Annotated in this window: 21 protein-coding genes; 15 read left to right on the top strand and 6 right to left on the bottom strand. The window is 41.4% G+C overall.

Going from position 1 to position 19433, the window contains the following annotated elements; all coding sequences use genetic code 11:
- The coding region (locus BTO28_RS15985; RefSeq protein WP_198936787.1) for a hypothetical protein at window positions 1-406 on the bottom strand (406 nt) is incomplete at its 3' end.
- A 1269-nt stretch (window positions 407-1675) separates the two neighbouring features.
- Window positions 1676-2251 (bottom strand): molybdenum cofactor guanylyltransferase, encoded by a 576-nt coding sequence (locus tag BTO28_RS15980; protein ID WP_076768126.1) that lies wholly within the window; start codon window positions 2249-2251, stop codon window positions 1676-1678.
- Window positions 2252-2296: 45 nt separating this feature from the next.
- Between BTO28_RS15980 and mobB the strand changes: the two genes are divergently transcribed.
- Window positions 2297-2791 carry a molybdopterin-guanine dinucleotide biosynthesis protein B gene (mobB, locus tag BTO28_RS15975; RefSeq protein ID WP_076768124.1) on the top strand — a complete coding sequence of 165 codons (495 nt, stop codon included), beginning with the start codon at window positions 2297-2299 and terminating at the stop codon, window positions 2789-2791.
- 70 nt (window positions 2792-2861) lie between these two features.
- On the opposite strand, the gene BTO28_RS15970 is transcribed toward mobB, so the two are convergent.
- Together BTO28_RS15970 and fdhF (BTO28_RS15965) are read right to left on the bottom strand one after the other, a co-directional pair.
- Complete coding sequence (locus BTO28_RS15970) at window positions 2862-3341, bottom strand: DUF1641 domain-containing protein (RefSeq protein WP_076768122.1); 480 nt, start codon at window positions 3339-3341, stop codon at window positions 2862-2864.
- 17 nt (window positions 3342-3358) lie between these two features.
- On the bottom strand, window positions 3359-6301 hold the full coding sequence (gene fdhF, locus BTO28_RS15965; RefSeq protein ID WP_076768120.1) for a formate dehydrogenase subunit alpha: 2943 nt from the start codon (window positions 6299-6301) through the stop codon (window positions 3359-3361).
- A 263-nt stretch (window positions 6302-6564) separates the two neighbouring features.
- Here fdhF (BTO28_RS15965) and BTO28_RS15960 point away from each other — a divergent pair, with 263 nt between their 5' ends.
- From BTO28_RS15960 to BTO28_RS15935, 6 genes are all read left to right on the top strand, one after another.
- Window positions 6565-6909, top strand: coding sequence for a DUF2294 domain-containing protein (locus BTO28_RS15960; RefSeq protein ID WP_076768118.1), 345 nt, complete (start codon window positions 6565-6567; stop codon window positions 6907-6909).
- A gap of 18 nt (window positions 6910-6927) precedes the next feature.
- On the top strand, window positions 6928-7725 hold the full coding sequence (fdhD, locus tag BTO28_RS15955) for a formate dehydrogenase accessory sulfurtransferase FdhD (protein WP_076768116.1): 798 nt from the start codon (window positions 6928-6930) through the stop codon (window positions 7723-7725).
- Window positions 7726-7809: 84 nt separating this feature from the next.
- Window positions 7810-8829, top strand: a complete 1020-nt coding sequence (locus tag BTO28_RS15950; protein ID WP_076768114.1) for a ThiF family adenylyltransferase — start codon at window positions 7810-7812, stop codon at window positions 8827-8829.
- A gap of 17 nt (window positions 8830-8846) precedes the next feature.
- Entirely contained in the window at window positions 8847-9347 is a 501-nt protein-coding gene (locus BTO28_RS15945) for a MogA/MoaB family molybdenum cofactor biosynthesis protein (RefSeq protein ID WP_095532697.1), read from the top strand.
- A complete protein-coding gene (gene modA / locus BTO28_RS15940; protein ID WP_076768110.1) occupies window positions 9347-10093 on the top strand; it encodes a molybdate ABC transporter substrate-binding protein in 747 nt (248 codons plus the stop codon). Before BTO28_RS15945 ends, modA begins: the two co-directional genes overlap by 1 nt.
- Window positions 10090-10755, top strand: coding sequence for a molybdate ABC transporter permease subunit (locus BTO28_RS15935; RefSeq protein ID WP_076768108.1), 666 nt, complete (start codon window positions 10090-10092; stop codon window positions 10753-10755). Before modA ends, BTO28_RS15935 begins: the two co-directional genes overlap by 4 nt.
- Here the strand turns inward: BTO28_RS15935 and moaC are convergent.
- Window positions 10752-11246 (bottom strand): cyclic pyranopterin monophosphate synthase MoaC, encoded by a 495-nt coding sequence (gene moaC / locus BTO28_RS15930; protein WP_076768106.1) that lies wholly within the window; start codon window positions 11244-11246, stop codon window positions 10752-10754. The two genes, BTO28_RS15935 and moaC, sit on opposite strands and share 4 nt — an antisense overlap.
- 65 nt (window positions 11247-11311) lie before the next feature.
- Between moaC and BTO28_RS15925 the strand changes: the two genes are divergently transcribed.
- From BTO28_RS15925 to BTO28_RS15905, 5 genes are all read left to right on the top strand, one after another.
- Window positions 11312-12571, top strand: coding sequence for a molybdopterin molybdotransferase MoeA (locus tag BTO28_RS15925; protein WP_076768104.1), 1260 nt, complete (start codon window positions 11312-11314; stop codon window positions 12569-12571).
- Entirely contained in the window at window positions 12556-13011 is a 456-nt protein-coding gene (locus BTO28_RS15920) for a molybdenum cofactor biosynthesis protein MoaE (protein ID WP_144289501.1), read from the top strand. Before BTO28_RS15925 ends, BTO28_RS15920 begins: the two co-directional genes overlap by 16 nt.
- Window positions 13008-13241 (top strand): molybdopterin converting factor subunit 1, encoded by a 234-nt coding sequence (moaD, locus tag BTO28_RS15915; protein WP_076768102.1) that lies wholly within the window; start codon window positions 13008-13010, stop codon window positions 13239-13241. Before BTO28_RS15920 ends, moaD begins: the two co-directional genes overlap by 4 nt.
- A gap of 26 nt (window positions 13242-13267) precedes the next feature.
- Window positions 13268-14284: a GTP 3',8-cyclase MoaA gene (gene moaA, locus BTO28_RS15910; RefSeq protein WP_076768100.1), complete on the top strand. Its 1017-nt coding sequence runs from the start codon at window positions 13268-13270 to the stop codon at window positions 14282-14284.
- 156 nt (window positions 14285-14440) lie between these two features.
- On the top strand, window positions 14441-14737 hold the full coding sequence (locus tag BTO28_RS15905) for a HesB/IscA family protein (RefSeq protein ID WP_076768098.1): 297 nt from the start codon (window positions 14441-14443) through the stop codon (window positions 14735-14737).
- Between the two features lie 82 nt (window positions 14738-14819).
- Here BTO28_RS15905 and BTO28_RS15900 read toward each other — a convergent pair whose 3' ends face one another.
- Complete coding sequence (locus tag BTO28_RS15900; RefSeq protein ID WP_076768096.1) at window positions 14820-15038, bottom strand: hypothetical protein; 219 nt, start codon at window positions 15036-15038, stop codon at window positions 14820-14822.
- A gap of 96 nt (window positions 15039-15134) precedes the next feature.
- Here BTO28_RS15900 and BTO28_RS15895 point away from each other — a divergent pair, with 96 nt between their 5' ends.
- The 3 genes from BTO28_RS15895 to BTO28_RS15885 are packed head-to-tail and all read left to right on the top strand — an operon-like array spanning window position 15135 to window position 19427.
- A complete protein-coding gene (locus BTO28_RS15895; RefSeq protein ID WP_076768094.1) occupies window positions 15135-15944 on the top strand; it encodes a formate/nitrite transporter family protein in 810 nt (269 codons plus the stop codon).
- A gap of 29 nt (window positions 15945-15973) precedes the next feature.
- On the top strand, window positions 15974-18970 hold the full coding sequence (gene fdhF, locus BTO28_RS15890; protein WP_076768092.1) for a formate dehydrogenase subunit alpha: 2997 nt from the start codon (window positions 15974-15976) through the stop codon (window positions 18968-18970).
- On the top strand, window positions 18930-19427 hold the full coding sequence (locus BTO28_RS15885) for a DUF1641 domain-containing protein (RefSeq protein ID WP_076768090.1): 498 nt from the start codon (window positions 18930-18932) through the stop codon (window positions 19425-19427). The genes fdhF (BTO28_RS15890) and BTO28_RS15885 overlap by 41 nt, the downstream gene beginning before the upstream one ends.
- Window positions 19428-19433: the final 6 nt, after the last annotated feature.

The following is a 19433-nucleotide window of genomic DNA, read 5'->3' as shown; positions in this document are numbered from 1 at the left end:
CAGAACCAAAGTCCCCGCCAGCAGGAGAGCCCGAACCAGAATCCCCGCCAGCAGGAGAATCAGAACCAGTGTCCCCCTCAGAAGGTTGGCCTTCTTCTGAAGAAGGATTACCGATTTCAATCTCTAAAACAACTTCTCCTACAACTGGGACTTTTATGTCAACTCCAACACCTAAATCAAGAAGTGTTTTCGTTTTCCCTTCAACGGTATGCGCTTCCATATTGGAGCTAATTATGTTTGATTTTTCAGTAGTAACATTTAATTCAGAAGCTTCAGCCTTGCTGGCATAACCAAGAGAAGTGGTGCTTGCCAAAAGTAAAAGAATAAATCCAAATGATTCAAAAGCTTTTTTTATTGTGACAGTCCCGTGGTTTTGTTTTTTTATACTTGGTGTTTTATGTTCCAAGTTAATTCCCCCTTTAAAGTAAGAAGCAACGACAAGCTTGAATTTACCACAATATAAATAATGAATCCATAATTTATAAAAAAATCCTTAATTTTCATTCTTATTTCACATGATGTTTGAATCAATATAGCCCTGATATAATGAAATAAATGGAAGATTATTAGGAGTAATGGGATTCTTTCAGTAAGAAGGGGAGGAGTAAAAGTGTTCAACTTCCCCCTGGGGAGCCAAGCATGGAGTGACTATAAGACATGGATTTTACAGCTTACTACATTAGAAGTTGAAGATCCGACCAGTTTCAACAATACCCGCGTTATATTAATAACGAATAAATATACTGCCATGTACATCAGTTAAATGCCAAATACAATGATCTAACCACCTCTAGAAATTTTAAATGCTATATTATATATAGTATCAACATATAAGAAACAGTTATTCAGAAACAAGAGGAGAGCATTTCAAAAAAAGTTAGGAACAATACTTTATGGAATTTATGAATGTGCGAATTTTATAATATGGAACTACTATCGGGTGGCGATAGGTTCTTTAATACACATCCACTTTTCGAAACGGTATTTGATTACCATTATTCATTTGGAATTGCAGAACATCTTTAAATTAAGTTATCTTAATTATAAAGGTGATGAAAATGAAAAAGGTCTTTCAGTAACATCGGGGTTTATGTGCTTCCTATAACCCGAAAAGGTGGAGTTAATATTGCTGTGATCACAGAGGTAAAGGGATAGGAAAACAGTTATTGAACGATGTGATTTAAAAGCAAGGTTCAAAGGGTGCAAAACCATTAATATTGGCATAGGAAATTTTAGTGTAGGTCAACTGGTATCAAAAATATGGATTTAGAATCATTGGTGTTGACAGAGATTTTTTCATTAGGCACTACTCAGAAGAAATTTTTTGAAAACGGAATACAGTGTCGGGAAGGATACCTTTATCCCAAGATTTATCAAGATGGCAGTTAATGATTCGATGTCTAATAATCGTCTAATCATCAAATGAAAGAATTAAAAAAACCGGGAAGCCCCGGTAAATAAAAACTTGACAGTTAATGGAGTTGTAAGTACTGTACTTACAAAAATAGAATACCCTTTCCAATGATTTTTATACACGAGCGAGTGGGTTTTTTATCAATTGTAACTGGAAGTTCTTTTACCCTGTGAAAAACCTTTATTTTGTAAATCAAGTGTTTTCAATACAAAAAAACAACCAGGAATTGCCTCGACTCAATTGGAGTTTAAATAAAAAAGATTATTCACCAATGTATTTTTTAAAATCATCTTTTGAATTGATATTCGTGAATAGACGTTCTTGATGATCATACTGAATCGTTTTGAATTTTACTTGATTCAGCAATGCCATCATACTGCGTTTATTTTCCATTATAAGCGTATTCATCATAGGCAAGCAGCTGCAATGGTAGAGAGCGAGTAGAGGATTCAGTTTGTTTCCCTGCCTAGGAACAACGGCTTGAAAACCAGGTTGAATGAGCTCGATCATTTCGGAAATAAAATCAGCTGTTATGAAAGGTATATCAGCGGATAATACAAAAAACCACTCTGGTCCGGGTGTATGACTCATTACATTATGAAGTGCAAAAAGGGGGCCGTTATGAAACTGAGTTTCAATAAGAAGCGTTGCACGTGAGTCATGAAAGGCTGTTGCGAGCAGTTCATTTGTTGAAATAATAATTGGAGACAAATGATTTTGCGCGAGTGCATTGACACTGTATTGATAAAACGGTTTACCATTGTACTGTTCAAACATCTTCGGCTCACCATAGCGGGACGATTGTCCGCCGGCGAGCACAACTCCTGCAATAGTCATCAAATTCACACTCCCATTTCTATTATAACGTCGGAGGAATAAAAAATGAAAAAGATTTTTCAAGTCGTCGGGTATCAAAATAGCGGTAAAACTACATTAATGGAAAAACTCATTTATACTGCGTCAGTTAATGGCTTTCATGTAGCGTCCATTAAACATCATGGGCACGGCGGAAAGCCGGATACAAAAGACAGCACGCGCCACCAGAAGGCTGGTGCAATCATCGCAGGTGTAGAAGGGGACGGAACACTGCAGCTAAACATAAAGCGAGATAGTTGGACGCTTAAGGAGATTCTTGCGATGTACGAGTCATTTCCCGTTGATCTTATTTTAGTGGAAGGGTACAAAAAAGAAATGTATCCCAAAGTCGTGCTAATCCGGACTGAACAGGATATGCCGCTCCTTGAACTTGAAAATATTCAATGCATAATCAGTTGGGTGGAGTTAAATAAAGTTGAGTATCCCGTTTTCAACATTCATGATGAGGGGAAATATATCAATTTCCTGCTTGAATTACTAAAAAACAAATCGTTTGATTAAAAGAATAGATAAGAAAAGAGGGGCTTCTGGATATCAGAAGCCCCTTTTCTTTACCTTAAAAAGTAATATTTTATTCGTTTAAGCCTTTCCCCATACCTTTTAAGAAATGAAGACCGAATCCAATTGCGCGGTTAATGTCCGGATCCTTTAATGACTTTGCGAGATCAAATACACTTGTTTTTTGATCGGTTTGTAAAAAGTCAATTCCTTCATTAATTCCTTTTTCCATACTGCCGACGAGTTTTGTCGTTAATTCTGGATCTATTCTCGTCGCTACAGCACTTGCATTCATTAAATGATTAATGAGGTTTGTTACAGGTTCACGAGAAACTTGTCCCAGCGCGATATGAGCGATTTTTTCTTTCGCTTGAATCATCGAATCTGCTGCATCGAGGATCCCGATACTGTTTAATTCACCGGCAATGCCGAGAATCTTTTGGATGGCCTCATCGTTATCGGCCAGTAGCGTCTGAAGTTCAGCAAGCTTTTGCTGCTGCTGTTCTTCAGGAGTTAGTACTTGTTTTGTAATTGATGTAATTGGTGCTGCCATGGTTTTACCTCCTTATATTATTTTGTTGTTAAATGTTCATACCCTGGACGGTTCCATTTACGATTGACCTCTACGCCATTTTGCGGGTGGCGTTTTTTATTACGAGGATTCGTTTTTGGAAGTGGATTTTCACCGCCGTCTTTAATCAATACTTCCATGCGTACTTTTGTTTGTTTATAGGCAGGCGTATTTGTCCGTTGATCAACGGCAGGGCCTGTTAAGAAATTGATTGCTGAATCTTTATCGACCGAGTTCATTGGAAGGAACAATTCATTTGCCTTCACGCGATCAGTGACTAACGCTGGTAATTTCAATGCGCCGAAAGGAGAGATTAAGCGTACGATTGATCCATCCTTCACGCCACGTTCCTTAGCGAGTTCAGGTGAAACTTCAACGAAAATTTCAGGCACTTTCGACTGAATACCTTTAGATTTATTTGTCATGTTTCCTTCATGGAAATGCTCAAGCATACGGCCATTGTTAATATGAAGGTCAAATTCCTCATCGAATTCAGCAGGAAGAACCCAATCCGCAAGGGCAAAACGTGCTTTTTTATCAGGGAAATTAAATCCGTCTACATAAAGTAGCGGTGTGCTTTCTCCTGTATGGCTGCCCCAAAGGAAGCTGTTCCAGCCTTCAAGCACTTCATAGTTAGCACCTGAGAATATTGGTGACAAGCTTGCCATTTCTGCATAAATTTCGCTTGGATGGCTGTAATTCCAGTTTTGACCTAGACGGTTTGCAACTTCCTGGATGATCCACCAGTCTTGTTTTGCATCCCCAAGTTCAGGAAGTACTTGATACAATCTTTGAACGCGGCGTTCTGTATTCGTAAATGTTCCATTTTTCTCAAGTGAAGGAACACCTGGTAATACAACGTCAGCGTATTGAGCTGTTCTAGAAAGGAAGATATCTTGAACAACAAAGAAGTCAAGTTTTGATAATACATCATGTACGTGGTTTGAATTTGAATCGACAAGTGCCATATCCTCACCAACAAGGTACATAGCTCTCATCTTGCCTTCATCAATTGATTGAAGCATTTGGATGTTATCAAGACCTGGTTTACCTTCGATTTTGACACCGTACGCTTTTTCAAACTTCGCACGTGCCTCGTCATCTGTAATATGCTGATAGCCTGGAAGCCAGCCTGGAAGAGTACCCATATCGCAAGCGCCTTGTACGTTATTATGGCCGCGAAGAGGGTAGGCACCAGCACCTGGACGGCGGTAGTTTCCTGTTGCTAGAAGCAAGTTGGAAATAGCAGCTGATGTATCAGAACCACCTGTATTTTGTGTTACGCCCATTCCCCAAAGAATACATGTACCATCTGCATCGCGAACCATTTTCGCAATTTCAATTATCGTTTCTTTTGAAAGACCTGTAATTTCTTCAGCGTATTCAAGCGTATATTTCTCAAGAACTGTTTTGTAATCATCAAAGAAATTCACATTTTCATCAATAAATTTCTGATCATGCCAGCCTTGGTCGATGATGTATTTCGTTACAGCCATTAGCCATACTTGGTCTGTTCCTTGTTTTGGACTAATGAAGATATCAGAACGCTCAGCCATCTCGTTTCTGCGAAGATCGGCAACAATTAGTTTTTGATCATGAAGCTTATGAGCGCGCTTAACGCGTGTAGCTAATACAGGGTGGCCTTCAGCTGGGTTTGCACCAACGATTATAACAAGGCCTGCTTGTGCAATATCCTTAATTGTACCAGCATCACCGCCCATACCAACTGTGCGGAACAAGCCGTCTGTAGCAGGTGATTGACAGTAACGAGAGCAGTTGTCGACATCGTTTGTTTCAAATACTTGACGTGCTAATTTTTGAATCACATAGTTTTCTTCATTTGTAATCTTTGAAGAAGAGATAAAGCCAACAGAACCTTTGCCGTGCTGTTGTTTAATTGAACCTAATTTACTTGCTACTAGGTCAAGCGCTTCTTCCCATGATGATTCAACAAATTCTCCGTTTTTACGGATTAATGGCTTCGTAATACGTTTTTCACTGTTGACGAAATCCCAGCCGAATTTACCTTTAACACATGTCGAAATCGCATTAACAGGCGCGTCTGAAACTGGTTGTACTTTTAAAATTTTACGATCTTTTGTCCATACTTCGAATGAACAGCCGACACCACAGAATGTGCAGACCGTTTTCGTTTTTTCCGTGCGTGTGTCACGCATTGCTGCTTCCACTTCTGACACGGCGAAGATGCCGCTGTAACCAGGCTCAACTTCTTTAATAAGATCGATCATTGGATCAAGCATGTCTTGTTTTAGGCCAGTCATAAAGCCAGCTTCACCAAGCATTGATTTTTCCATTAGTGCATTACATGGGCATACTGTGACACATTGGCCGCAGCTGACGCATGAAGAGTCATTAATTGCAACGCCATCATCCCAAATAACGCGTGGTCTTTCAGCTTCCCAATCGATAGAAAGTGTTTCGTTAACTTGAAGATTTTGACATACTTCTACGCATTGACCGCAGGCAATACATTGATTCGGATCATAGCGGTAAAACGGGTGGGACATGTCCACTGCATTGACATCACATTTAGGTTCATACGGATATTTTTGATGTTCAATTCCCATCAATTCCGCTGTATTATGTAATGTACAGTTACCATTGTTGTTATCGCACACTGTGCAGTAAAGTAAATGGTTTTCCAATAGACGGTCCATCGCTTCTGTTTGTGCTTCTTTCGCACGTGGAGAGTTTAATAGGACATTCATTCCATCAGTTACTTTTGTTGAACAAGCCCGGACAAGTTCACCGTTCACTTCCACGATACACGTATCGCACGTTTGGATCGGATCAACTTCCGGAACATAACAAATTTGCGGATGGGCAATTTCGTTTTGATTAATAATTTCTAAGATTGTTGAATTAGCTGTTGCTTCGTGCTGTTTGCCGTTTATACTAATTGTCATCAGCTTTTCGGACATAATGCACCCTCCTTTTTTTAAGTAAACACACAAAAAAAATCCACCTTGAAGACACATAGCTGTATAATAAGCAGTGTGTAGTCATGGTGGAAATAGTTTTTTAGTAGATCATACTAAATAACCAGCCCATGTTTATAAGTAGAGATAGGATCATAACATGCTTTGCTACAATTCCATCAATGCTATTATAGTAGTAACCGACAGAATAAACAATATCTTGTGAGGAAATTGTATGAATTTTGAAGAATGGAGAGACTTTTTGTATGTCAAAAAAGATTCATGAATTTAATGACATGATTAGAAAGCTGCGCAAAGATCTGCTTGGAAAGGGTCCGGAACGTATACACAGCGTGTTTGTTGAGAATATGGCGATCGCTACATTGTATGGAAACTTAACACCAACGGAAAAGTTTATTGCACAGACGCCGGAAGGAAGGGAAATGGTTCATGCGGCAAGGACAAAACTGATTCAGGATGTTTATTCAAAAGCTCCCCCAGAAGGAATGGAAGAGTTAATTGGGGCAAAATTAATCAATTTATTTTCAGATATAAAGGTGGAGGAAGATATTGCCGTTTCCGTCTTTGTATTCGATAAAAATATTACGTGATGGATGGAGAAAATAGAGATGAATAAGTCAGAAGTGAAAAGAGAGATACTTCATTATACAAATGGGAAAGCCGAATATAAAGAAGACCGGATTGTTACCGAGTATCCGGTGACAATTAAAATCAACGGTGATGAGTTTGTTACAATGGTGTGCACACCGGAATACATCGAAGATATGGCAGTCGGTTACTTGGCATCAGAGGGGGTCATTCGCAAGTATGACGAGATCGATGATTTATGGGTGCAGGAAGACGAAGGGTTTGTCCATATTAAAACAGAGAAACCGAATCCATATTATGCAAAATTCCAAAATAAACGATATATTACATCATGCTGCGGGGCAAGCAGACAAGGATTTGTTTTTGTAAATGATAAATTGACAGCAAAAAAAATGAACGATGTTCGTGTAGCACTATCACCGGAAGATTGTTTTCGATTGATGCGTGAGATGCAGGAATCGGCGGAGACGTTCCAGCAAACTGGAGGCGTTCATAATGCGGCACTATGCGACCGGAATGGTATTGTATTAATGAGAATGGATATCGGACGGCATAATGCTCTTGATAAAATATATGGATACTGTTTGAAAAATGAGATCTCAATCCGCGATAAAGTGCTTGTTTTCAGTGGACGAATTTCATCTGAAATTTTATTGAAAGTTGCCAAAATCGGCTGTGAGATGGTCCTGTCAAAATCGGCTCCGACAGAACTTGCGCTTCAATTGGCGGGAGAACTCGGAATTACGACGGTTGGCTTTATACGGAATGATTCTTTAAACGTGTATACCCATCCAGAGCGCATTTTAGTAAATAATTAAACATTTGAGTTTGTATATGGGAAGCCTTAAGGCTGTCCAGAAATATTTTTTAACTTGAAAATCATATAGGAAGGAGGTTTTTAAGTGGATAATAGATTTGCAAAACAGCAAAAGTATTCTCCAATTGGCAAAGAAGGACAGAAACAGCTTTCTTCTTCAACAGTTGCGATTATTGGATGCGGCGCACTAGGTTCGGCTGCTGCAGATATGCTTGCGAGGGCAGGGGTCGGAACATTGCTGATCGTAGACCGGGATTATGTCGAAGCATCAAATTTACACCGACAGCCTCTTTATACGGAGCAAGATGCCATTGATATGGTTCCTAAGGTGATCGCGGCGAAGAGAAGATTGTTGAAAGTGAATAGCAGTGTAAATGTGGAAACATGGATGGATCATGCGGATGCGGCTTTGATTGAGAAGCTTGCGGCCATTAGTGATATCATAATTGATGGGACTGATAATTTTGAAACACGCCTAACCATCAATGACGCGAGTCTAAAACATAATGTTCCCTGGGTGTATGGGGCGTGTGTCGGGGGAACGAGTGTAGTGATGCCTTTTATTCCTGACGAAGGTCCGTGCTTTCGCTGTTTGCTGCCGGTGCTGCCGTCGTCAGCTGAAACGTGTGATACAGCAGGTGTGATCGCACCTGCTGTACACATTACGGCATCTTATCAATGTGCTGAAGTTATCAAATGGCTGACGGGAAACCAAAATGCGATGAGAAAAGAACTGCTCCGCGTTGACGTGTGGATGAATGAAATGAACCAGTTCGGCATGAACAAAATGAAGCGTCCGGACTGTCCCTCTTGCGGGGGAAACCGTGCATATCCATCATTAAATCAATCAGAAGAAACAAAAGCAGTTGTATTGTGCGGTCGAAATACCATACAATTAACCCCGTTGGCTGGAAGGTCAATAACGCTGGATGACGCTGAAAAGATGGCTGAAAAACGCCAGCTAAAGCGAACACGAACACCATACTTTTTACAACTAGAGTATGAGGACAGCCGAATTGTATTATTTGAAAACGGCCGGCTTTTTTTTCATGAGATGCACGATGTAAACAAAGCGATAAAATTGTATAACCAATTATTTAGCTAAATCGGAGGGGCATTCATATGTCAGTCGAATTTTCCGGTGAACTTTCGTTTTCAGCCGCCGTGCTGACCGTAAGTGATACTCGAACAAATCTAACGGATAAAAGTGGTGCTCATATTATAGAATTATTGGAGCAGGCGGGGCATACAGTAATCCATTATGCGATTGTGCCAGATGATCAGGCTGCAATTGGCGGACAAATTCGTGAATGGATAGCGGATGGTGAGGTCGATCTTATTATTGCGACTGGCGGGACAGGGATTGCGCCTCGTGATGTGACGATTGAAACGGTAAAACCTTTTCTGCAAAAAGAAATACCAGGTTTTGGTGAATTTTTCCGCTATTTAAGCTTAACAGAAGATATAGGGACAAGGGCGATGCTTTCACGAGCAATTGCGGGAACGATTACCGGACGTAAACTCCTTTTTGCTTTACCCGGTTCACGTGGTGCCGTGAGTCTCGCGATGAGGAAACTTATTTTGCCAGAAGCAGCGCATCTTCTTAATGAAGCGAGAAAGTAATGAAAAAAGCAATCATTCTAATTGCATTCTCCTTTATATTTATCACCGGGTTTATTGCTCAGACAAGAGCACAAGATGAATCGCTGCTCATTGTCGGTGCGGCGGCAAGCTTCAATCCGGTGCTGACTGAACTAGAGAGGGCATTTGAACAACGTTATCCGAACGTAGACCTTCGCTTTCATACAGGCGGATCGGGTATGATCGCGCGCCAAGTGGAGGCACATGCGCCGATTGACGTCGTTATGCTTGCTTCAAAAAAAGAAGCGGATTCTCTTCAAAAACAGAGGCTTATTGATATGGAGTATCCAACTGGTTTTTTAACGAATCGCCTCGTCGTTGTGCAGCCGGTTCAGGAGAAAAAAATATGGATGGATGCAGAAACTCTTGTGATGGGAACACCTGGAGCAGTACCGGTAGGAACCTATGCAGAACAAGCCTTGCGTGAGAGTAACTGGACAGGGACACGTGTTTATGCAAAGGATGCATCTTCAGTTTTAATGTGGGTGTCATCTGGTGAAGCAGATGCGGGTATTCTATATGAAACAGATGCAAAATCATCTGAAGAGATTCGTATTTCCTATGTATTCCCAGAACATTCCCATGATGAAATCGTCTATAATGCAGGAACAGTCGTTCAATCAAATCATTCAACTGCGAAAACATTTGAGGCGTTTTTAACGTCAGAAACAGCAATCCGTCTATTTAAACAGTACGGGTTTGACGCAGGTGGTGAATCTTTTAAATGACATTTTTTGAACCGATTTTATTATCTATTTTTGTCACAGCTTCGGCATCATTCGTTGTTTTTTTTACCGCTATTATCTTTGCTTTTTTATTCACAAATTATAATATTCCTGTAAAGTGGTTGTGGGAAACGTTATTTATGCTGCCAATTGTGCTGTCGCCAATGGTTATTGGTTTTTTACTTGTAAAGTTGTTCGGCAGGACAGGCTTGATTGGCACCTTTTTATATGAACAGCTGAATATTTCGTTCATGTTTACAGTAACAGCAGCGGTTATGGCAGCCATTGTTGTTGCCTTTCCACTAATGTACCAAGCTGCAAAAGCAGGATTTTTAGCTGTGCCGGAAAGTTATGTAGAAGTGACGAAGCAATATACAAACAATCCGATTGATTTGCTGCGCTACACATACATTCCAGCAGCTCGTTATGGACTCATTTCAGGCTTCACGCTAAGCTTTGCAAGAGGACTAGGGGAATTCGGAGCAACCCTTATGTTTGCCGGAAATATCCCGGGTGTAACGCTGACAATGCCGACAGCGATTTATACCGCATTTGAAAAAGGGGAAGACTTGACCGCGTGGATGTACGTGATGATCAGTGTGATCATTTCAGCGCTTTTTTTATATGTTCTCACATATGCAGACAAACGAAAACACGCCGCTTAATCGCGTGCGCGTTCGTAGTCGCCATTTTTCCCGCCTGATTTTTTCATTAAGTAGGTTGGACCGATGACCATCTCTTTTCCAGCGGCTTTACACATATCATAAATGGTCAAAGCCGCAGCCGATGCAGCCGTTAATGCTTCCATTTCTACGCCTGTGACGCCTTTCGTTTTTGCTTCTGCCTGTATGTAAATGACGTAATGGCCGTCTTTAGAATTTATATCCCATTCAAACATAATGTTTACACCTGTGAGTGGAATGGGATGGCACATCGGAATAATGGATGATGTTTGCTTGGCTGCCATAACGCCTGCAACTTGTGCGACAGCGAAGACATCTCCTTTTTTATTCGTGCCGGAAGCAATTTGATTATAAATGGTTTCATTCACTTCAATTGATGAGTGTGCAATAGCTGTCCGTACAGTTTCAGATTTATTGGAGACATCGACCATTTTAGCTCGTCCCTGCTCGTTAAAATGTGTTAATTCAGACATAAAAGTCATCCTTTCAAGTAGAAGATGCATTTAGTATATCATGAAAAGAAAGGAGGCGTTTTAGTATGGTAGAAAAACGCCAGCCGATTCCCGTAAAGGAAGCCATAGAGAGAGTGATGGAACGGGCCAGACCGTTAAATAGTGAAATTGTCCCGCTCGATCTCGCTTACGGACGCATTTTAGCTGAATCGATTATTGCAAGTCATTCTGTACCCCCTTTTGATCGGTCTCCATACGATGGCTTTGCAGTACGTTCTATAGATACGAATGGTGCCTCTGGAGACTCTCGCATATCTTTTAAAGTTGTCGACCATATTGGCGCAGGCACTGTATCGATGCATACGATAGGAGAACGGGAAGCCGTTCGCATTATGACGGGTGCACCGCTTCCGGATGGGGCAGATGCAGTAGTGATGCTGGAACAGACCGTGATTGATGGAGACACATTCACAATCCGCAAGTCATTCTCTCCGCTTGAAAATGTATCATTAAAAGGAGAAGATGCAAAAGAGGGTGAAATGATTGTCGAAGCAGGGACATACATACACCCTGGTATCATCGCCGTAATGGCTACGTTCGGTTATGCGAAAGTGAGCGTGTCAAAAAAACCAGTAGTGGGTCTTCTTGCAACAGGTACTGAGTTGTTAGAAGTAAGCGATCCGCTTGAACCAGGTAAAATTCGCAATTCAAACGGACCGATGATAGCGGCACAGCTCGCCCGTATGGGAATTGAATATCGGCTCCTCGGCACATTGCCTGATGATGAGGAAGCTTGTTATGAACTGGTCAAAAAAGCGGTTGATGAATGCGATGCCGTCATCACAACAGGCGGGGTTTCAGTCGGGGATTTTGATTTCCTGCCGGCTATTTACAAACGGCTGGGTGCAGATGTGTTATTTAATAAAGTTGCAATGCGCCCTGGCAGTGTGACAACTGTTGCACATGTAAATAATACATTCTTATTCGGTTTATCAGGCAATCCTTCCGCCTGTTTTACAGGCTTTGAGCTTTTTGCACGTCCGGCTTTTCTTTTGATGATGGGCTGTGATAAGCCATATTTGCCATATGAAAAAGCCATTTTGACAGAAGATTTTACAAAAGCCAATCCATTTAGCCGTTTTATCCGGGCGGTTTACGAATCAACACCGAACGGCGCCTTTGTAAAGCCGGCCGGTTTTAATAAATCAAATGCAGTCACATCCATTGCACGCGGAAATTCGTTTATCGTCTTGCCGGGAGGTACGCGAGGTTTTCAAAAAGGTGATGAAGTCGATGTGCTGCTATTGGGAACAGAAGAAGGAGTGGAACAATGGATGCTGGATTAATAAAACCATTTGAAGTGACGAAAAAGCCTCTTGAACCAGCTCGTTACATGGAATATGTAACTCACCCTGGAGCGGGAGCTGTAACATTGTTTGCCGGAACCGTTCGTGAGTGGACGAACGGAAAGCGGACAATGCATTTAGAGTATGAGGCGTACGAACCGATGGCGGAAAAAAAACTGGCTGAGATCGGATCAGAAATTGAAGAGAAGTGGCCAAACTCTCGTGTGGCAATTGTTCACCGTATTGGAGCGCTGGCCATTTCGGATATAGCGGTTGTGATTGCCGTTTCATCGCCACATCGGAAAGCAGCATATGAAGCAAATGAATATGCAATTGAACAGATCAAAAGGGTTGTCCCGATATGGAAAAAAGAAATATGGGAAGATGGGGAAGAATGGATAGGAGACCAAGCGTATAAACCAGGAGGTGAGCAATATTGATTCATCTTCATTATTTTGCAGGAATTAAAGAAGTGGCAGGGAAAGCGGAAGAAGACATTGACTGGGTAGATGGAACAGCAGCAGATGTACTGAAATGGGCGAAAAAATCGTATCCATCCTTTGATTTTTCAAGTGTGCAGATTGCAATCAACGAAGAGTATGTTCTTGAAACAGAACCCGTGAAACCGGGTGATCATGTTGCGTTTATTCCACCTGTCAGCGGAGGATAAAATTATTTTAAAAAGGACTGATAGCAATGACCAATCATCATGTAACCGACTTGCTTAAGCGTCCTTTGCGCGATTTGCGTATTTCGGTCACAGACCGGTGCAATTTTCGCTGTACGTATTGCATGCCGAAAGAAATATTTGGTGATGATTATGAATTTATGCCAAAAAGCGAGTTGCTTTCATTTGAAGAAATGACAAGATTTGCGAAGATCTTTGTTTCATTCGGTGTGAAAAAAATACGCATAACGGGTGGAGAGCCGCTTCTTCGCAGAGATTTGCCAGATTTGATTCGTATGCTTTGTGAAATTGACGGTCTTGAAGATATTGGTTTGACGACAAACGGCTTACTGTTGAAGCAACATGGCAAAGCACTGTATGACGCTGGTTTGCGCCGTTTGAATGTGAGCCTTGATTCACTGTCCAAAGAGACGTTTGGCAAAATGAACGGACGAGGTATTGGACCAGAATTGATTTTAAGCAATATTGATTACGCAAAATCGATCGGTTTTCAAGTGAAGGTTAACATGGTCGTTCAAAAAGGTGTGAACGATCATGAAGTCGTTCAGATGGCCTCTTATTTTAAGGAGCGCGGTATCACGCTTCGATTCATTGAATTTATGGATGTCGGGAATGACAATGGGTGGAGTTTTCAGCAGGTTGTAACGAAAAAAGAGATTTTAGAAAAACTTCAGGAAAATCATAAGCTTGTTCCGGTTGGTGCGGATTATTTCGGTGAAGTGGCCGGCCGCTATCGATATGAGGATGAGGGAGCGGAAGTCGGATTCATCACGTCTGTTTCAGAGTCTTTTTGTTCATCATGCACGCGAGCCCGTCTATCATCAGACGGAAAATTTTACACATGCTTGTTTGCGGCATCTGGATACGATCTTCGGAAACTCATCAGATCAAATGCACAAGACGCAGAACTTGCTTCTGTTATTCGAGACGTGTGGGAAAAGCGCCAAGACCGTTATTCGGACGAACGGACCGAGCAAACGGTGCGGAATCGTACAAAAATTGATATGTCATACATTGGCGGCTAATGGTTCATAAAAATAACGGATCATCCATTTTTGGTATGTTAATTGCGGAGCGGGAGGATGATCCTCCTGCTTTTTTTATTAAACGGTGTTTGGTCAGGCACTCATGACTGCCTTTATGTGTCAAGAATAATGATCATTCATGAAAGGAGCAGAACGATGTTTACTATTACCGATAAAGCTCAAGAGAAAATTAGAGAAATGATAACTAAAGCAGGTGGAGAATCATTTTTGAGATATGGTATTAAAAGTGAATGCTGTAGTGAATTAAAATATGAATTAAGTATATCTGCAAATAAAAACGATCAGGATATTGCGATTGATTTTGATGGCTTTAGTGTATTAATTAATCCAGCTGACACTCATCTAATTAAAAACACGGATATTGATTTTAAAGACGATCAATTTGAATACGGTTTTATCATTCATAATCAAAATCCTTTAGTCTCCTTTTAATTTAATATGGTACAAGCTATATAACAGTACTTAAAAACTTATTTAAGTTTTTAAGTGCTGTTTTTTTATGTCCAGCCAATTGTCAGGGCAATAAGTACACTTCATGGTGGGGAGGTTTAGACATTTTCTCTTTTTTTAAGCGTCCTTCCTTTACCAATTCGTTTAACCCTTGATCAATTTCAGATGGATCTACGCCAAAAAGGTCAGCTGTTTTCACAGTGGATATGGTCATATATTTAGGATTTTTACTAGATGACATAATCATGGATTGTGCACGGCTTAATAATTTTTCTTTATCCAATGGGATCCCTCTTTCTTTAATAAAGATTCGTAACATGAAATAATTTTCCCCAAAAAGGTAAATAATATTGCATGAAAAGATTAGGAGGGGTCATCAATGGGCTATCATCCCCCGAAAAAAATGGCGAATTTGGCGGTAGAAGCTGGTAAAACCAAAGCGGAACTCCCGCTGCAAAGCATGCTTCTTCTTGGATTTCTTGGAGGCGCATTTATTGCGATCGGCTATCTCTTGGCGATTAGGGTCACGGGTAATTTGCCGGAGGATTGGGGGTCATTCGGAACATTTTTAGGTGCAGCAGTATTTCCACTAGGTCTAATTTTAGTCGTCGTTGCTGGCGCGGAACTGTTAACGGGCAATATGGTGGCTGTTACGATCGCTTGTTTGGCTAAAAAAGTGAGGGTACATAAACTGCTTGCCAACTGGTTCTGGATTACAGTTAGTAATTTTATTGGCGCTCTCTTTGTCGCTTATGTTTTTGGACATTTAGTTGGGCTGACAGAAACTGATCCATACTTAACAAAGACCATTGCCACAGCAGAACATAAATTAGAGGAAAATTTCTGGCAATGTTTCTTTTCTGGTATCGGTTGTAATTGGCTTGTTGGATTGGCTGTCTGGCTTTCATATGGTTCAGAGGATATAAGTGGGAAAATATTGGCGATTTGGTTTCCGATTATGGGCTTTGTAGCCATTGGTTTTCAGCATGTCATTGCGAATATGTTTATCATTCCTGCAGCGATTTTTGCAGGACATGGAAACTGGATGGATTATTTCCAGAACTTCATTCCTGTTTTTTTAGGGAATGCGGTCGGCGGATCTTTATTTGTCGCCATGATTTACTGGATCGCATATTTGAAGGCCGATTCGCCAACCTTATCAAATAAAAAAGCAACATACAAAGCATAATATTCAAATAGAAAAATGGAGGCGATAGAATGAATGAATCATCTTTCTCAATTGAGATTAATGGAAAGACATATAGCGCTATGCCAGGGCAAACAATCCTGGATGTTGCAAGGGCGAGTGATGTCTTTATACCTGGAATTTGTTATACACCTAACCTTGGCAGCATTCAAACATGTGACACCTGCTACGTGAATGCGGGAGGCGAATTGGTTAGATCTTGTGTGACAAAGGCAATACCGGGTTTGGTCGTCGACACGGAATCACCACTTGTGCAAGAAGCGCAATATGAAGGAATGTCTCGCATTTTAAAAAATCACGAACTCTATTGTACGGTTTGCGATAATAATAACGGAAATTGTACGGTTCACAATACAGTGGAGCATATGGGTCTTGCTCATCAAAAATATCCGTTTGAAGCAAAACCATATGCACCTGACAATTCTCACCCTTTTTACCGATATGAACCTGACCAATGCATACTATGCGGCAGATGCGTAGAAGCATGTCAGGACTTACAGGTAAACGAAACGTTAACGATTGATTGGAGCAGGGAAGTCCCAAGGGTAATTTGGGACAACGACGTGCCTATTAATGAATCATCCTGTGTTTCATGCGGCCATTGTGTAAATGTATGCCCATGCAATGCATTAATGGAAAAATCAATGCTCGGAGAGGCGGGGTATTTAACAGGAATACCGCCAAAGATTCTTGGGCCTATGATCGATATGACGAAAGAGGTTGAGCCGGGTTATAAAGAAATTTTTGCAATTTCTGAAGTGGAAGCGGCCATGAGGAAGTCACGAATTAAGCGCACAAAAACGGTTTGTACGTATTGCGGAGTTGGCTGCAGTTTTGAAATGTGGACAAAGGGCCGGGATATTTTACGGGTTCAGCCGCTTGAAGAGGCGCCAGTGAATGGAATTTCCACTTGCGTTAAAGGAAAATGGGGGTGGGATTACGTCAATCATGAGGAGCGTTTAACAAAACCATTAATCCGTAAAGGAGACGAATTTGTAGAGGCGACGTGGGAAGAAGCACTTGATCTTGTTGCTGAAAAACTTGGCGGCATTAAAGAGAAGTATGGTCCTGATTCAATTGGATATATTGCGTCGTCCAAATGTTCCAACGAAGAAAACTATTTATTCCAGAAATTCGCACGCGGCATCATGGGGACTAACAACGTAGATAACTGTTCACGCTATTGTCAATCTCCTGCAACAGCTGGCTTAATGAGGACGGTTGGCCATGGAGGAGACGCGGGAACGATCCATGATATTGCCTCCTCAGAACTTATCATTGTTATCGGGGCAAACCCGGCTGAGTCTCACCCGGTTCTTGCCACACGTGTGAAACGTGCGCACAAGCTGAATGGGCAAAAATTAATAGTCGTCGATTTAAGGGAAAATGAACTGGCGCAGCGGGCTGATCTACTTGTTCATCCTAAGCCAAGTACGGATCTTATCTGGATTAGTGCGGTAACAAAGTATATTCTTGACAATGGATGGGAAGCAAAAGAGTTTTTGCAGAACAGGGTCAATGGATTTGAGGATTTTGCAAAGTCATTAGATAAATTCACGTTACAATATGCGGAAGAAAAAACCGGTATATCACAGGAAGTATTAATTCAAATCGCAACAATGATACATGAAGCGAAATCGGTTTGTGTTCTTTGGGCAATGGGCATTACGCAGCATAAGGGTGCAACGGATGCAAGCACGTCTATTTCCAATCTCTTGTTAATTACAGGAAATTACGGCCGCAAGGGCACAGGAGCTTATCCTCTGCGCGGACATAACAATGTTCAAGGGGCTTGTGATTTTGGAACGATGCCGGCATGGTTCCCAGGGTATGAACCTGTACAGGATCCAAAGGTGCGTGAACGGTATGAAAAATCGTGGGGAACAAAGCTCCCAACAGAACCAGGGCATGATAACCACCACATGGTGGAAGCGATGCATGATGACAGACTAAAAGCACTTTATCTCTTTGGAGAAGAAATGGCGTTAGTGGATGCCAATTCAAATTTCGTTCAAGCTGCCTTTGAAAAATTGGAGTTCTTTGTTGTCCAGGACATTTTCTTCAGCAAAACGGCGCAATACGCGGATGTGATTTTGCCGGCCGCTCCGAGCTTGGAGAAAGATGGAACGTTTGTGAATACTGAACGGAGGATTCAGCGTTTCTATAAGGTCCTTGAGCCTCTAGGTGATTCTAAACCGGACTGGGAAATTTTTCAGGAGCTGGCAAATCGGTTTGGGGCAAAATGGAATTACAAACACCCGAGTGAAATCATGGATGAAGTTGCTAGTCTCGCTTCATTATTTGCAGGTGTAAGTTATGAGCGGCTGGAAGGGTTTAAATCACTTGTATGGCCTGTTTCTGCTGATGGCAAAGATACGCCTTTATTGTATACAGAGAAGTTTGCATTTCCAGATGGAAAGGCAAGGCTCGTACCAGTAGACTGGACACCTCCATTTGAGGCGGGTCCTGAATATGATTTACACCTGAACAATGGACGCATATTGGAACACTTCCATGAGGGCAATATGACGTATCGGAATGAGGGGCTGACTCATAAAGTACCGGAAGTATGGTTGGAGGTTTCACATGAGCTTGCCAAAGAACGCAATCTTGAAGACGGAACGTTAGTTGGGCTGACTTCACCATACGGATATGTGGAAGTAAAGGTGATTGTCACAGACCGGGTTAAAGGAAATGAACTATACTTGCCAATGAATACACGCGAGGATAATGAAGCTGTGAACTACTTAACGAGCAGCTATCATGATCTCATTACTCATACACCGGCTTATAAAGAAATGGGAGTAAAAATGGAAGTGCTTGAGCAAAAAGGCGAACCGCCGCTTCCAAAACATAACCACCGGTATGGGAATAGGGTTCCACAAATAAGCGTTAAGGTAGAGGAAAAATGGAACCGTCCAGACTTTACTTCGATTAATGAATTGCTCGAACAAAAGGAGGATGAAAATGGCACAGGCTATCAGGAAAATCAAAAAAGAAGTTCCTAATCAAAAAGAAGAACAGGATCAGGCCACGGCAGAAATTATGAAGGAATTGTCGAATAATAAAGATGCGGTGATCGCCGCTATTCAGTTGATGAAGGGTATGCAGGAAATGGGGATATATGATGCGGTAAGAGGCATGTTAGATAACCGTACTGAGGTAGGGGCAATTGCCATCCAGCAAATGAATCAGCCGGCGATGCATAATGTCATTAAAAATGGCATGAGCGGTGTAAAATTTCTCGGTGCTCTCCAGCCCGGGCAAATGGATACGATCATGGCTGGTGTGGGACTAGGTCTTAAACGGCTGTCGGAAACGGGTCAACAAGTAGAAAAGCAAAGCATTTGGAAAATGAGAAAAAGGCTTCAAAGTCCGGAAATTAGAGCCGCCATGACAACTATGATTGATTTCATGGAAGGGATGGGAGAAGCTTTTTTAAAAAACCGGAACAAAAGCCAGTAATGGAAG

This window comes from Domibacillus epiphyticus, from assembly GCF_001975785.1.
GTDB classification, from domain to species: Bacteria; Bacillota; Bacilli; order Bacillales; family Domibacillaceae; genus Domibacillus; species Domibacillus epiphyticus.
Note: the sequence above shows the minus strand (reverse complement) of the source record. Positions and strands in the feature narration are given on the sequence as shown.